A 15,503-nucleotide genomic window follows, 5' to 3' on the forward strand; every position below is an offset into this window, starting at 1 on the left:
ATAATTTTTGAATCGGTGTGTAGAGATATTGGAATAGGTATACTGTCCAAAAATATATGTCGTAAGATACGTCTACCATCCGAAGATTATATTTCGGAGGGGAAACTATGTATAAGGAAGAAAGACTGCCACAAAACGCAAAAGAAGGCATATTATTTTTACTGATTGTTTCCATTATTTCAGTAAACACGATCGCACCTATGATTATGGGGATGGAACGTGGCTTCACGAAAGAAAATTACATCGAAACACTAAAAATCATCCCTTTTATGTGGGTGATCGTCGTTCTGCTGGTAAGATTGGTTGCGGGACCATTGGTCGGTAAAATCATGCCAAAACTGGTAGGACAAACCGATTGATTTAATGCTAGAGTGTTATTGACTATATTTTTGAACGTTACGATCTTATCCATTCTTCTCACCATAATAGGAACATGGGTCGGTACTAGACAAATTAGCTTAGAGCCATTCCAAAACTTCTTTCATAGTTGGTTTAGAAACTTTGGCATCGCATTTTGGATTGAGTTATTAATTGCTCAGCCAATAGCAAGGTTTGCCATGAAAAAAATACATGCAAGACAGACTAACAGAGCAAAAATGAAAAGCCAAAGCTTTTAGGCAGGTAGCCAAAACATGCTGACACTAACCATCGCTAATTGACGTGCATTAACTTAAATAACCGCCCCTATGGGCGGTTATTTTTTTGTGAATGATCAGCATCGGAATGAACTTAGCAATAATCAAAAAAATCCCCTTCTGCATGAACGAACAGGCAGCATAACATCGTATCACCGCTGCTTATTCATGTTTTATGCATAAGGAGATTCTCGATTAATATATACATGCTTAAAGCAGCTATCTCACTGCTATCTTGTCATCATACTCATTCGTTTAGCTGCGCTTTGCATAATCGGAGCATATTCACGCATACTTTCCAGCGTCAGCCTACCCGATGGTCCAGATACAGCCAGTGCAGCTATAATCTGTCCTTCCCGATCAAATATCGGTACCGATACAGCCGCAACTCCGCTTTCTCGTTCCTCAAAGCTAACGGCATATCCAAGCTCTAGCACATCACAGAGCTCACTTTGATAGGTATCCATCGTAAGCTGGTCTCTTAGCTGCCACGTCGGATGCTGCCATATTTCCTGCTGTTCCTCTTGGCTCGCATAGGCAATAAGCACCTTGCTTGATGCCCCTGCATATAAAGGAAAACGAGCACCAACAGGCGCTACTCTACGAACAGGCTCATTGCTTTGAACTGATTGAATTCGAATCCGTTCTACTCCAGAGCGAACATAGATGCTGATCGTTTCTCCAAGTTGATCACGCAATCTTTCCATTTCCTTCTGCCACATCATGGATTGATCATTCGTAGCTGAAAGAACTGCTGACAGCTCCCACACCATTAGTCCGAGCTGATACCGATCTGTTGCAGCATCTCGTTCGATAAAACCTTTTTCTTCCAACGTCGCTAACATGCGATGTACGGTGCTTTTATGTAAACCGACCTGTTGAGCTAGTTCTGTCATAGCCCAGCTTGGACGAATCGTGAAGCATATCAAAATATCGAGCGCTCTTTCTACCGATCGAACGGTATTTTTTCCTTCATCCATGAGCATCCCTCCTACATTTATTGTATCACGCATATTCGGTAACTAACAGTATATTGTTTCGCACAATAAAACTAATTTCAAATTCAATGATAACACTTCTCATTTATATTTGTAAGACTCTCTATCTATAAGACTAATTTTATGAGAAAAGTTCCAGTTGACAGTCGAAACTTGTCGGCTTAGCATTAAATTAAACTGCTGATAAAGAGGTGAGTCAACATGAGTCGTGCACCACTGCAAACCAATACACCCATACCTAGCTTCAAGACGACGCGTAAATCTAAGCTGACTCACTTCTCCGTGGCGAGCACCGTATCCTTGCTTGCTTTTATCAGCATTATCGTCATCGTTAGTCATGCGATCATCGCATGGAATCTTGCATTCCCTTACGTCCCTCCACTGGAAAGCAACCCTAGTGATAAAAAGGATCTGAGCTATGAGGTAATCGTCTATCCCAGTCGTAGCGGCAACACAACCGTAGACAGCTGGTTCATCCCTGCTAGGTCAGCAGCATCAGGTGAGGAGTCAGGGCAAACGATCATACTATCACATGGCTACGGGGCTAACCGCGAGGAAAGCTGGGTTCCCATGTACGACTTAGCAGAGCTAATGCACGAGCTTGGCTATAACGTCATCATGTTCGATTATGGCTACGCCTCTAAAAGCTACAGCGCACCCGCAACTTGGGGCTCTGAAGAAAAAAATCAATTGCTGGCTGCTGTTGATTACGCTAAGGAGCGAGGAGCCGATCGAATCATTGTATGGGGCTTTTCGATGGGCGGCGGAACAGCGCTACAGGCTGCGTTAGAAACAGAGCATATTGACGGACTTATATTAGACAGCTTATTTTTACCAAGTCCTGAAACGCTATATACGAATATCAAACAATACATCGGTCTTCCTAAATATCCGACGACCTCCATTATTGGCAAGCTGCTTCCACTTTGGACGAATCATAGCTTTTCGAACACTCCAGCAGAAACTATACTGGAAACAACCTATGATATACCACTGTTTATTATTCACGGTACAGCGGATAATAAGGCGGATGTATACATCGCTGAACGTATAGCTGCCAATCAGACCCTACATCAATCAAGACTTTGGGTTATTGAGGGCGGCATGCATGAGCTGTTATTTCGTAAAGATCCTAATCAGTATATGAAAAACATTTCGCAGTTTTTAAGCTCATTCTAATGATAAACTAGCAAACTAGCAGGAAATCCACTGGATTTTCTGCTTTTCTTTTTGTAAATTATTGGGTATAATTCAAGCTACAGCTGATTCATCTATGAGTTCTGCTGTGATAGACGAGATGAGTTAAACGAGACGAGTTAGATGAGATGAGACAAGGAGAGATGTAAGATGAATAATGAAACTTTGTATGATCAGCAAGGTGTAGCTATGACCTGTCGTTCCTTCAAGGAATATTGTCGTATGTTTTTACTTGAAGATGAGCTCCCTCGCCACGGTAAAGTTTTAGACGTAGCTTCAGGCGCTTCTTCCTTTACCGCTGAGCTATGTGAGCGAGGCTATGAAGCGTATGCTTGTGACCCGCTTTACAAGCTCACACCGAATGCGATGCAGAAGCATGGCCTAGCAGAGCATGAGCTTGCTTCCGCCAAGCTATCAGCGAAGCAGCATGCCTTCGTATGGAAGGATTATGCCTCACTTCAGGAGCATGATGAGCTGCGACAAGCGTCACTGCAGCAGTTTATTGCACATTACCGGAACAACAGTGCTCATTCCCGCTATGTGGTTGGAGCATTGCCTAAGCTGCCTTTTCCCGATCACACCTTCGAGCTTGTATGCTGTAATCACTTTCTGTTTTTATATCAGGAGCAATTTGATGAGAATTTTCATCTAGAAGCGCTGCTGGAGATGTTAAGAGTAACGAAGCAGGGCGGACGCATTGTCGTTTACCCGTTAGTCGGCTTTCGCAATGAGATATATCCGAAGCTGCCACTGCTCATTGAAAGGCTGCAGGAGCAGCACGCTGAAGTAAGGCTGAGAAGCACCACTTTTCGCTTCCTCCCCGCAGCCGATCGATTTCTAGAAATCATTAAGCGATAACGCAAGGCGCAGAGTTGACCTCTACAATCCAAAGTGGAAAGTAGAAGCCGACTCTGCGCCCTTTTGTATATTGCAGCGTATCAATTTGCTGTAAAGCCAAGCTCTACTAGCTTGTCACGAGCGACCTCTCTATCGTCAAAATGCGTTTTCTCCGTTCCGATAATCTGATAGGTTTCATGACCTTTTCCGGCAATAACAATAATGTCACCCTCGCCCGCTCCCTCAATGGCGCGCTCAATCGCTTCCTTGCGATCGACAATCACCGTATAATGCTCAGCTGATAAATGTCCTGTCATATCATCTAGTATTGCTGAAGGGTCCTCTGTACGCGGGTTATCAGACGTAAAGTATACCTGATCTGCGAGGTTCATCGCGATGTCAGCCATGATCGGACGCTTCGTGCGATCTCGATCTCCGCCGCAGCCAACGATACATATAAGCTTGCGAGGCTCTAGCTGGCGTGCCGTAGTTAGCACATTTTCCAGGCTATCTGGTGTGTGTGCATAATCAACCACAATCGCAAACGGCTGTCCTTGCTGCACCGCTTCGAATCGTCCTGCTACGCCCTTCACACTCTCTATCGCTTCCTTAATCTGAGCTAGCGTCAATCCTTCTGGCAGCACTGCACTAATCGCTGCTAATAGATTGTAGACGTTGAACTTTCCAATAAGCGAGGTCTGCAGCGTTGTTGAGCCGATTGGCGTCTCTAGCGTAAAGCTTGTTCCTGAGGCGGTGATAACAATATTCGTCGCACGAACTAGCGCTTTCTCATTTAAACCGTATGTGATTAGCTGGGCACTCGTACCTTGCGCGTAGGCTTCGCTCCATGGATCATCTGCATTCAGTACCGCATACTTCGGCTCGTCATACGTATTGCCAAGCTGAGCAAACAACAAGCCTTTAGCTTGCCCATAAGCATCCATTGTCTTGTGATAATCGAGATGATCCTGTGTCAAATTCGTAAATACAGCAGTCTTGAACTGGCAGCCATGCACTCGTCCGAGATGTAGCGCATGAGAGGATACCTCCATCACGCCATATTCCACATCAGCCTTCACCATGTCGTTAAAATAACGCTGCAGGTCGTAGCAAAGCGGTGTTGTCAGCTTTGCCTCCTCCTGATAGCCTGGGTATCTAATCTCAATCGTTCCGATCACACCAGTAGGATGCTGATGGTAAGTAAGTAAATGCTCAATCAAATTCGTCGTTGTCGTCTTACCGTTTGTTCCAGTGACACCTATGAGTTTAAGCTTAGATGTTGGTGAATTGTAAAAACGATCAACGATAACTGATGCTGCTCTTGTTGTGCTCGGCACTTGAACATAGGTAATGCCCTCAGCTAGCTCTACATCCTGCTCGACGACGATGACCTTTGCACCTCGCTCGATGGCCTGCGGAATGTAGTCATGACCATCCATATTCGCACCCTTCGTACAAACAAACATATACCCTTCTTCGATGACTCGCGAATCATTATGAATGCCGGTCACCTCGACCTCCGTATTTCCCGTGACCTTCGCGAACAATAATGGCTTTATCAACTCAATTAATTTCATAGATAACACTCCTTTAGCTTTCTGATGAGCTTATATCCATACCCATTTTACTCTGTATCTCATGCTATGCGTGCTTATATGCCATATACACAAAAAATTGCGACTGATTAGATGTTTTCTACCTACTCGCCATTATACTCTAATTTTTTTCGAGTATACAGTTTACGTTTAACACAGAAATCGAGCATCTTGCTTAAGTAAAAAAAGACGATCAGCTGCTAGCTAGCAACCGACCGTCTTCTTATGTGAAACATTTATTTAATTAGCTGCATAAATTCAGAGCGAAGCGCTGCGTCATGCTTGTACAACCCACGAGCAGCAGTCGTAATCGTCAAACTTCCAGGCTTCTTAACACCACGTGCGCACATGCACAGATGCTCACCCTCAACCACGACAAACACCCCTTGCGGATCAAGCTCTTCATCAAGTACATTCGCAATCGTAGAAGTAATACGCTCTTGTACCTGCAAACGACGAGAGACAGCTTCTACAAGACGAGCAAGCTTGCTTAGACCAACAATTTTACCACTTGGTAAATATCCGATGTGTACCTTCCCGAAAAACGGAGCCATATGATGCTCGCATTGACTGTAATAAACGATGTCTTTAACGATAACGAGCTCTTCATGGTTTTCATCAAATACAACACCGAGCACTTCTCGCGGTTCTACCTCGTAGCCTGCAAAAATCTCCTCATACATGCGTGTGACGCGAGCTGGAGTTTCAATAAGACCCTCGCGCTCTACATCCTCACCAATTAGCTTCAGTATTTCCTTTATATGATCCTCTATTTTTTCTCGGTTGCTGGAAACCTGGGAATTGACGTAATCCTTCTTACCCGCCATCCTGTAAGTTCGCTCCCTCCTGTTCCTCGTTTCTATCTACGAGGAGACTTCTTCTGGTTTTTCATCATTTGCTGAGCTTTTTGCATTTGCTTGCTGTTTAAATTATAGCCCATCGATTTCGCCATTTTTTGCATCATCTCAGGATTCATATTAGCAAGCTGCTTCTGCATCATCTCAGGATTGTTCTGCATATTTTCAATCTGCTTGCGCAGGTAGAATACTCCGATCGCAAATCCACCAATCAACCCTACTACAAGCGTTACAATAGGAATTACTACATCATACCACGCCATTGTTTCACCTTGACCTTTCAATTATACAATGATAGCTTGACATCCCAGTATCATACCATGAAGCGGCTATTTTAGCAACGAATGACCATGCTATTCTGTTGCTTCCAGCTGCACCAGCGCTTCTTGAATGCTCTCTATGACAAGGTCAACTTGTTCACGTGCCAATGCCGATTGAAGCGCCTCCGAAGAAGCATCCGTGCCTATTCTGCCTAAAGCCCACGCTGCTGTAGCTCGCAGCACCTCTCTAGAATCGATCTGTAGCACTTCTCTTAACGCGGGAATAGCGGTGACATCCTTGAAGTTACCCAGAGCAATAACGGCGTTGCGCTGAATAGGCTTCTTACCACGCCATGCACCCGACACATGTCCGAATTGTTGCTTAAACTCCTTGTTGCTAAGTGACAACAACGGAATAAGCAGCGGCTTAGCAAGCTCTGGATCTGGCTGCAGATCCTCATGCTGGGTCCAGTTTTTCCCTCGATTAATCGGGCAAACGATTTGGCAGGTGTCACAGCCATATAAGCGATTGCCGATTTTGCGCATATACTCATCACTTAGCATCGTTTTCGTTTGCGTTAAGAAGGAGACACATTTCTGTGCATCGAGCTCTCCAGGACCTACAAGCGCACCTGTTGGGCAAGCGTCGATGCATTTCGTGCAGCTGCCGCACTGCTCGGTTACCTGCTCATCTGGCTCTAACGGCAGATTCGTAATCATTTCCCCAAGATATATCCATGAGCCTAGCTCTGGATTAATAATGGAGCAGTTTTTTGCACTAAAGCCTATCCCTGCTCGCTCCGCAACCGCTCGATCAGACAACTCTCCCGTATCTACCATGCTTTCCGCTCGCAGCTCTGGCACACGCTCACGCAGCCATTGCTCCAGCTTGCTTAGTCGATCTCGTAGCACATGATGATAATCATTGCCCCAGGAAGCTCGCGCAAATATGCCGCGTCTAGCACCTTCGACGGACTTTGGAGCATTCTCCAGCTTCGTGGAATAGGCAACAGCAATCGAGATGATGGACTTCGGTCGATCGAATAATAGGGACGGGTTCGTCCGGCGCTCAATATCCTTTGGCTCAAAGCCAGACTCCCTGCCTAGTGCTCGGTGACGAATTAATCGCTCCTTTAACGTAACAAAAGGATCCGGCGACGCCACACCTATGGCGTCAATGCCTAAATCCTTTGCTGCTTCCTTCATATCTTGCTTTAATTGTTTCCATTGATCTATTGTCATCATCGATAACCTTTAATAGCGGCACGAGCCAACTCATCACAGCGATTGTTGTACTCGTTGTCGCTATGCCCTTTTACTTTCACATATTGTACCTGATGCTGCTTCATCAAGCCCCATAGCTGCTTCCAAAGATCTTGATTCTCGACAGGCTCCTTCTTGCTATTAACCCAACCGTTACGAAGCCACCCATAGATCCAGCCCTTTTGGAAGCAGTTCACGACATAAGCAGAATCGCTATAAACCTTAACGTGGCATGGCTCCTTCAAAATTTCTAGTGCTTTGATGACAGCCATAATTTCCATCCGGTTATTTGTCGTTGCTCGTTCTCCACCGCTAAGCTCCTTGACATGCTTGCCGTAAAAAAGCATCGCCCCATAGCCACCTGGACCAGGATTACCTGAGCAAGCACCGTCTGTATAGATCGTTACTTCCTTCACGCTTTTGCCTCCAATTAAAACCACTTAAACTCTGATAACGGCCATATCACACCATCGATACGACCAATAATTTCATCCTCATCTATAGGTCCGAAGCTACGGCTGTCATTACTCATCATGAGCTTTCGATTGTCGCCCATAACAAAGTACTGTCCATCGGGTACGGTAACATTAACAACATCCCGTCCTTCTATCACTGAATCCGTGTATTCCTCTTCAAGCATCTCTCCGTTGCGATAGAGCTCGCCATCTCTTATCTCAATATGGTCGCCGCCAACACCAACGATACGCTTCACAAAATATTTATTGTCTTTCTCCACCGCACGATTAGGATTATTAAGCACGACAACATCGCCAAATTTCGGCTTGCCGATCAAATATACAATTTTATTAGAAAAAAGCCACTGTCTGTCTGATAACGTGGGCTCCATCGATCTGCCGCTTACAATCGCCGGCGAGAATAAAAATGCTTGTACTAAAAATACAATAACGAAAGAAATAGCAATCGTCTTAACCCAATCCCATAACTCTGAAAGCATCAACTTACCCCTCTCCATTTAACTCCATCCATTTATTATAGTAATAATTAACTTGCTGTTCATGAAATGGAGCCTCTCCCTGTTCAATGCGCTGCAACAGCTCATGCAAGCCAGCTTGTACTCTCTCCTCCACAATATGCGGGTAATGATAGAGCTGCTTATGCTGCTCATATTCGTCCTCATCGACAACGACACATCTGCCGTCTAGCGTCAGCAGCACATCAAGATCATAGTCAATATACGTAATCGTACCTTGCGTATAATAAGGCGGGGAAGCAATATTGCAATAGTACCGTATACCGCTCTCCTCCAGCAATGCAACAACGTTATACCAGCATCCCGGTATGAAAAATGATACAGCCGGCACGCGGCTAACCCATTGCTTGCCGTTGGCTTCAACGATTGGTGTTTGTTGATTCACAATAACAATCATATGCTCCTGCTGATGCGGCGCTAGTAGTTCGGCATGCGGAACGAGCCAATTTTGCTGCCAGACGCGATGCACATGTCCATCATGCTTAAAGCTTTTAATTACACATTGCTCAAATGGCTTCATTCTGCATGCCTCCCTTCATTGTTGCCTATTATTATACAATACGAAGTAGGCTGCTGTCTCTTTTTCCCTATAATTGTTAATGCTGAAGAACAACCCGCTCTTCCTCACCATCTATTGTAATTATGAATTGTATGATTTCATTTTCATCATAAAAATACGTCGAGCTTTTTCCTTCTGTTCTATCTCCTATAAGCTTAACATCCGCTTTAATATTAGAGTGCTCACTTATTATTTCATAAGTAATGACATTATTCTTCGGAATCGTCTGACCAACATAAATGAGCTGCCAGTTAACGTCATAGTTTTCACCTTTAGGTGATGTAGAAATCGTATAAGACGCTCGCCAGTTCTGACTTTCTCCTCTGTAAATAACTTCATTATCCTTCGCTGCGCACCCTAGCAACGATATAATGATAAAAATGAATAGGAGGAAGCAGCTCATATTCCTAATCATGGTGACACATCCTTTCATCTATCCCCTCTTCGGTATACGAAATGAAACCGACGTACCTTTTCCTTCTTCACTCTTCATGGTGAGCCCACAGCCATATTCTCGCTTCAACCGCCGATCAGTGTTTAGCAAGCCAATTCCTTTATGATTAGCTGCTTGATCCAGCAATCCGTGTAAAGTCGCTTTACTCATCCCAAGTCCATTATCCTCTACCGTTACGGAGACAGAATCACCGTGATCTGCAATGCTTATCGTTATCCTGCCTCCAGAGACTCGTTTCAGTATGCCGTGTGATATGGCATTCTCTACAATTGGCTGAATGGTCAACGGGGGAATGTTTATGTCAATCGATTCATCCACTTGCCATATCACCTGTATTCGATTGCCAAAGCGTCTCTGCTGGATGGAGAGATAAGCTCGAACAAGCTCAAGCTCAATATCGATAGGAGCCAATCCCTCAGAGTTTTGAAAGTCGATACTCAGCCTTACATATTGGGATAGCTCATCAATCAGATGATCCATCTGGTCCAGATCAATTCTGCCAAGCGCGGCAATAGAATGAAAGGTATTTATCATAAAATGCGGCTTGATTTGTGCTTGCAGCCAAGCTGCTTCCATACGCATTTTTTCACTCGTCGACCGTTTCATATGTATAAGCGATTTCACTCGAGAGACAAGCTCTATTGCATTCATCGGCTTCGCAACATAGTCATTCGCTCCCACTCTAAAGCCAGCTTCAATCCCTTCCTCTTGGTTGTATGCGGTTAATAGCAGAATTGGAAGCTCTGACATTGTGTACCTCTCTCTAATGCGTGCAGTTAATTCATAGCCAGACATCTGTGGCATCATCACATCAGCAATAACCAGATCCCAGTTACCTTTATTGAGCAACGCTAAAGCATCTTCTCCATTCGTTACGCTATACACCTCGTAAGGGACCAATGAAAAAATACTTTCAAGCACCTTTAAGTTGACAGGATCATCATCAACGGTCAATATTCGAATATTATTCTGATGGATACCGGTACTTTGGTTCTCGTTACTCAATTGCGGACTAGTAAGCTCTGTAGAGACCTCGATTTGATACTTGTCTATAGCAGCATCAATGCCTGCTGCGGTCTCTTCCAGCTGATTGCTGGGAGATAATCTAAGTGAAAATGAAAAAACTGAACCCTCGCCTAACGTCGAGTCTACCTTCAGCTCTCCACCATGGATTTCAACTAGCTGCTTACAAATGCTTAAGCCAATTCCTAAGCCTTCCTCATGCTGTACACGAGAGGCTAGCTTTCCTTTATAGGGTTCAAATATACGATCTACATACTCCTCCTCGATGCCTACTCCGTCATCCCTCACGGATATTGTTGCCCTCTTGTCTGTAGCAACTGCATGAATGGAAACCTCACCGACATATGTAAATTTAACCGCATTATGAATAAGGTTGAATAAAATCTGATACAGCTTTTGTTCATCTGCAAGAACGTTAGGAAAATTAGCCGGTATGTGATTAACTAGTCGCAGTTTTTTAGCGTCCGCCATTAACCGGAGCATGTCCACCACGGATTCCGCGATGCTATGAACGGATGTCTCCTTTAACTCGATGGCATCACGCTTTACATACCCTCTCTCCAATTCTAGCAATTCATTCAATATGAGGGACATTCGTCGTCCGACCGTTACTAATAGCTTTAGATCACGATCGCTTTGCTCGTTCAGATTACTACTCTCTCTATCGATTACACTTTGGGATATATTCATTATGCTATGAAGTGGATTTTTCATCTCATGCGCAACCGTAACTAAAAATCTATCTTTGTTTCTATCCGCTTGTTGAAGCTCTGCCATCATTTGTTCGGTTTGATCAAGCGCTAGAAAATATTGTTTTATAAAGTACATGGAGTAACAGACAACTGCAATGAGGAGATCAAAAGGATAGGATTTAAATTGGATATTAAAGATCTCGATAATCATGAGCCAAATTAAACTGTACACTGCCGCTAGCGTTCCGAAATACAGAAATAAATGATCCCGGTTCAACCGGCTAATCGTTTTGGCAGCATACAAGATGGCTACTAAACATGGTCCTAACGCGATAAAGCAGTTGACATGTGTTATGGGTATAATGAACCGAAGGGGGGCCATGACAGATAACAATCCTAATATCCCCATAAGCTTCACATATCGGCCATACCAACGAACTTGCAGCAATTTTGGAAGATGCCCTCTGGTAAGCTTTAGCATCAAATATCCACCAGCAATCAACCCTACATTAATTGCTCTGTAGCTCGACTCAAAATTCATATCAAGCCAAACAGATAATAACCTTTCTGTAAGTAACGTAATAAAAATAACGATGCCAATCATTAAAGAAAAATATAACAGGCGATTGTCTCGTCTATTACGAAAGCCCATTATATAAATGATAAGCGCATAAAGGGCATTAACTAAGTAAATCGCACAGGAGAAAAGAACGACAGCTAAATCAATCGTTAAGCTTTTTTCAATATTCTGTTCAGTCCCAAAGATTGGTGATGCAATCAACCCACCATATAAAAAATCATCAAAATTGGTTACATGAATAACGAGTTCTATCTCCTCCAACTTATCGATTTCTAAATGAACAGTAAAGGGCGCATTCCTCGGTTGACTTTCCTGCTTATTGACAGCAACTTTACCTAATTTATATACCAGTTCACCATTAATAAACACTTCCGCTGCACTACTGATTTTAGGAAAATGGATAGAATATCGTTCTTCTTGATTGGGATCCAGCTTAATCCTCATTCGGTACGTACCATATCCGTGCTTATCTGAAGATTTATCCGTAAAGCTCCATGTACCAGGAACTGAAATAAATTCGTTAGCAGGTACAATGGAAGAGACATCTGTTATCTCATTATACAGAAAAACCCCAGGTAAAAATTCCCATTTCCCCTCTAAAGAAACGATGTGGTCAGATAAATGGCTCCAGCCTTTAAGATCCAATACTCCTCGATTGACCTTTGGGTGTTCCGGTGTTGTGAACGAATAAAACCATACTAAACGAAAAACAGAAAGCACTAGTAAAAACATTACGGTTAAACTTACGAATCTTTTCATCCGTATCTTATTTAATTTATTCAAAGTGGCATCCTGAATTCCTTTCCTATTTTACGTAGCTTGCTTTTCCTTCCAGCGCTCATACCATTTCTGTACCTCAGCGCTAGGTGAGACATTAAATTGGTTCTTCAGCATCTCTGTCATCTTATGATATTGATACTCAACCTGATAGCGATTAGAAAGTTTATTATATAGCTTCATCAACATTAGATAACTGACTTCTGCATAAGGATATAGCTCCTGAATTTTATGATATACGGTAATGGCTTCGTTAAATTCTCCTACCGATGTATAATAATCTGCAAGCTTCTTGGAATGACCAAACCAGAGTGATCTAATTCTCTCTCTTTCAGCCTCTGACCAGGTATAGTCCGTTTCCGCTAAATATTCTCCCTGATACAAATAAATCAGCTTTTTATGCATAGGTATCGTCCCGCTATTAATCGGGGGAAGCTCTTTTAAACCATTTTCCCATTCATCTACATCAAGCCGCACGCCGTTCAAATCCAATATGTACCCATCTTCATAATTTAATATTTTTATATTAAAGCCTATGGACTCTAGTGCTTTACGAATATGATAAATCGTTGAGTATAAGTGCGTAAAAGCTTTATCCCAGTTCATTTCAGGCCAAAATGTGTCAATGATAACCTCCTTACGAATAAGCTTTTGCCGATGTTGAAGTAGAAATAAAAATAACTCCTTGGTCTTGCTTGTTCTCCAGCGGACATTAAGCTTCTGCTCCCCATCACCGATAAAATTGAGAGATTTGAAGCAGCATACCCTTTGCTCGTGAGAAGTATGGGCACTAACTGGGCGCGTGTCTCTTAGGCGACTGATTGTTTTCAATAATCGATCTCGCATGATCGGCTTAAGAAGGTAGTCAAGTGCATTAATCTCAAAGGCTTTAATGGCATAATTGCTATAAGCCGTAATAAATACAATATGAACCGACGAATTGAAGTTCTGGATTTTTTCAGCTAGTTCTATCCCATTTATTTCAGGCATTTCGATATCGAGAAAAACGATATCCGGTTGTTCTTTCTTTATTGCATCTAGCGCTCGATGAGGATCTATGAATGTCCCGATCAACTGTACACCTTCAATTTCCTCTATTAATTTTTCCATACGAGCAAGTGCTAGCTGTTCATCGTCAACAACAATAACCTTCATAAAACTTTCCTCCTATACACGCAAAAAACGTGGTAAAGCCTAAGTTATTTTAATTAGTTCGATTCCGAATATAAACAATAGCGATTTTCTCCTAACTTTTTGGCTTGATACATCGCTTTATCAGCCTGTTGCAGCAGGTCGCTGTAATTAGCATCATGAGCACTTCCGAGGCTAATTCCTATACTTACTGTAATATTGAACTCAAAACCACCAATTTGATACTCATTCTGTATACTTTGAAGGATCAGACCCGCTAATTGCTCCGCATGATCCACGCTTTTGCCCTTTATCACGAAAATAAATTCATCGCCTCCATACCGATACACTTGCTGTTCGGAAGTGACAAATTGCTTTAGTCTTTTCCCTACTTCCTTTACCAGACTATCACCAGCGCCATGTCCCCACGTATCATTAATAACTTTAAAACGATCTAAATCTAGAAATAAAATTGCCGTCTTTATATTTCCTTTAGGCGTTCTTAGCATACGATTCAATTCATTACGGTTAGGCAAGCCAGTAACTGAATCCCAATAGGCTAGCTTTTTCAATCTATTTCGTTCAAAAAGTGCAGCTACCAATATGATTAGTAAGACTTGAATAATGATTGCTAGTGTTAGCATCCAACCATTTTGTATAAATATATTAGCTTCCATAGAAACATCCATCACTCCAATAATACAAGGAATTACCTAAATAAACAAAAAATACATCCCGCAAACATTAAGCGGGATGCAAAACCTTTAACTCGTACAAAACTATACATGATAGAACTAGACAATTTCTTAGCAAGTATAGATACTTCATTTACGTCAATCTATTCTTTTAGCGTGAACAATAAATCTCGCATCGCTTACTTCGTATGTGCATGTTACTAGCGTAAGGATTTGATCTTGCGTTGAAACGTTGACACCTGTATCGTAGCTCGATTCAGCAATGATTTTTTGTAAATATTCACTGTATTCTTGCTCATTATTAAATTCAAATTGAAAAAATTGATGCTGTGGCGTATACGTATACACCGAAAATATCTTCCATGTGGTAGACTGCTCCAAGCCGTCAAATTCAATAATGTCTCTCTCATTGTAATATGCTTCGTTTTTATAATTGGATAATTCACCAAACATACTGCCGTCCTTCATGTGATGACCATAAATAACGGTATGAGCATCCTTCGTAATATCCTCATTACGATAGTCCATGAAAATTGCACCGCGCAATGATCGTTTACGCTCTATATCATGGTTTAAGTAGTAATCATTATCACTATACTTTACGACGGGATAATCAATCTTTGTTCCCGCAATGCTTATCCAGCCTACAGTGTCAGAATTTATCTCTAGTAAGCTCTTAAATTTATCTGCACCTCGCTGCTGCATAGCTTGAGCTTTGCTTTCAGTTTCATTCCCAATCGGTACTGCAGCATGCTCAGCTTGTAATCCTATCGTATACTGCTGCTTCAAGCGAGCATGCAATGTATTGCTTTTATAACCATCATACAGATACATGACGATATGAGCCCCACTATATATAAAAATGCCCGTTAAGATGATGAGCAGCAACCTTTTAATCAGCCTCACCTTAAGCATTCTCCTTTCATGAACAAAGGATGCGTACACCTACTGTACGCATC

At 42.6% G+C, this 15,503-nt stretch carries 15 protein-coding genes and 1 pseudogene; 3 read left to right on the forward strand and 13 right to left on the reverse strand.

Annotated features, from left to right (window positions below):
- Positions 1-107: 107 nt before the first annotated feature.
- Positions 108-617, forward strand: a pseudogene (locus M3180_RS17320) (DUF2798 domain-containing protein).
- 248 nt (positions 618-865) lie between these two features.
- On the opposite strand, the gene M3180_RS17325 reads toward M3180_RS17320, so the two are convergent.
- Entirely contained in the window at positions 866-1,615 is a 750-nt protein-coding gene (locus M3180_RS17325; protein ID WP_251669788.1) for an IclR family transcriptional regulator, read from the reverse strand.
- 219 nt (positions 1,616-1,834) lie between these two features.
- On the opposite strand from M3180_RS17325, the gene M3180_RS17330 reads away from it, so the two are divergent.
- Positions 1,835-2,812 carry an alpha/beta hydrolase gene (locus M3180_RS17330; protein WP_251669790.1) on the forward strand — a complete coding sequence of 326 codons (978 nt, stop codon included), beginning with the start codon at positions 1,835-1,837 and terminating at the stop codon, positions 2,810-2,812.
- Between the two features lie 168 nt (positions 2,813-2,980).
- On the forward strand, positions 2,981-3,688 hold the full coding sequence (locus M3180_RS17335) for a methyltransferase domain-containing protein (RefSeq protein WP_251669792.1): 708 nt from the start codon (positions 2,981-2,983) through the stop codon (positions 3,686-3,688).
- Positions 3,689-3,768: 80 nt separating this feature from the next.
- Here the strand turns inward: M3180_RS17335 and M3180_RS17340 are convergent, their stop codons facing one another.
- The 12 genes from M3180_RS17340 to srtB form a co-directional block, all read right to left on the reverse strand.
- Positions 3,769-5,244: a UDP-N-acetylmuramoyl-L-alanyl-D-glutamate--2,6-diaminopimelate ligase gene (locus M3180_RS17340; protein ID WP_251669794.1), complete on the reverse strand. Its 1,476-nt coding sequence runs from the start codon at positions 5,242-5,244 to the stop codon at positions 3,769-3,771.
- Positions 5,245-5,498: 254 nt separating this feature from the next.
- Positions 5,499-6,089 (reverse strand): GTP cyclohydrolase I FolE, encoded by a 591-nt coding sequence (gene folE, locus M3180_RS17345; RefSeq protein WP_251669796.1) that lies wholly within the window; start codon positions 6,087-6,089, stop codon positions 5,499-5,501.
- A 32-nt stretch (positions 6,090-6,121) separates the two neighbouring features.
- Positions 6,122-6,382: a YneF family protein gene (locus tag M3180_RS17350; protein ID WP_251669797.1), complete on the reverse strand. Its 261-nt coding sequence runs from the start codon at positions 6,380-6,382 to the stop codon at positions 6,122-6,124.
- A 90-nt stretch (positions 6,383-6,472) separates the two neighbouring features.
- The gene (gene queG, locus M3180_RS17355; RefSeq protein ID WP_251669799.1) at positions 6,473-7,624 is read right to left on the reverse strand and encodes a tRNA epoxyqueuosine(34) reductase QueG; all 1,152 of its coding nucleotides are present in this window, start codon (positions 7,622-7,624) and stop codon (positions 6,473-6,475) included.
- On the reverse strand, positions 7,621-8,058 hold the full coding sequence (gene rnhA, locus M3180_RS17360) for a ribonuclease HI (protein ID WP_251669801.1): 438 nt from the start codon (positions 8,056-8,058) through the stop codon (positions 7,621-7,623). Before rnhA ends, queG begins: the two co-directional genes overlap by 4 nt.
- Before the next feature lie 14 nt (positions 8,059-8,072).
- Positions 8,073-8,597 (reverse strand): signal peptidase I, encoded by a 525-nt coding sequence (lepB, locus tag M3180_RS17365; protein WP_251669802.1) that lies wholly within the window; start codon positions 8,595-8,597, stop codon positions 8,073-8,075.
- Positions 8,598-8,601: 4 nt separating this feature from the next.
- Complete coding sequence (locus M3180_RS17370) at positions 8,602-9,153, reverse strand: DUF402 domain-containing protein (protein WP_251669803.1); 552 nt, start codon at positions 9,151-9,153, stop codon at positions 8,602-8,604.
- A 76-nt stretch (positions 9,154-9,229) separates the two neighbouring features.
- Positions 9,230-9,607, reverse strand: coding sequence for a hypothetical protein (locus M3180_RS17375; protein ID WP_251669805.1), 378 nt, complete (start codon positions 9,605-9,607; stop codon positions 9,230-9,232).
- 18 nt (positions 9,608-9,625) lie between these two features.
- Positions 9,626-12,724 (reverse strand): ATP-binding protein, encoded by a 3,099-nt coding sequence (locus tag M3180_RS17380; RefSeq protein WP_251669806.1) that lies wholly within the window; start codon positions 12,722-12,724, stop codon positions 9,626-9,628.
- A gap of 27 nt (positions 12,725-12,751) precedes the next feature.
- On the reverse strand, positions 12,752-13,873 hold the full coding sequence (locus tag M3180_RS17385) for a response regulator (RefSeq protein WP_251669808.1): 1,122 nt from the start codon (positions 13,871-13,873) through the stop codon (positions 12,752-12,754).
- 53 nt (positions 13,874-13,926) lie between these two features.
- Complete coding sequence (locus M3180_RS17390; RefSeq protein ID WP_251669810.1) at positions 13,927-14,526, reverse strand: GGDEF domain-containing protein; 600 nt, start codon at positions 14,524-14,526, stop codon at positions 13,927-13,929.
- 156 nt (positions 14,527-14,682) lie between these two features.
- On the reverse strand, positions 14,683-15,450 hold the full coding sequence (srtB, locus tag M3180_RS17395; RefSeq protein WP_251669813.1) for a class B sortase: 768 nt from the start codon (positions 15,448-15,450) through the stop codon (positions 14,683-14,685).
- Positions 15,451-15,503 lie beyond the last annotated feature (53 nt).

The organism is Paenibacillus camelliae (genome assembly GCF_023715345.1).
Classification (GTDB): Bacteria; Bacillota; Bacilli; order Paenibacillales; family Paenibacillaceae; genus Pristimantibacillus; species Pristimantibacillus camelliae.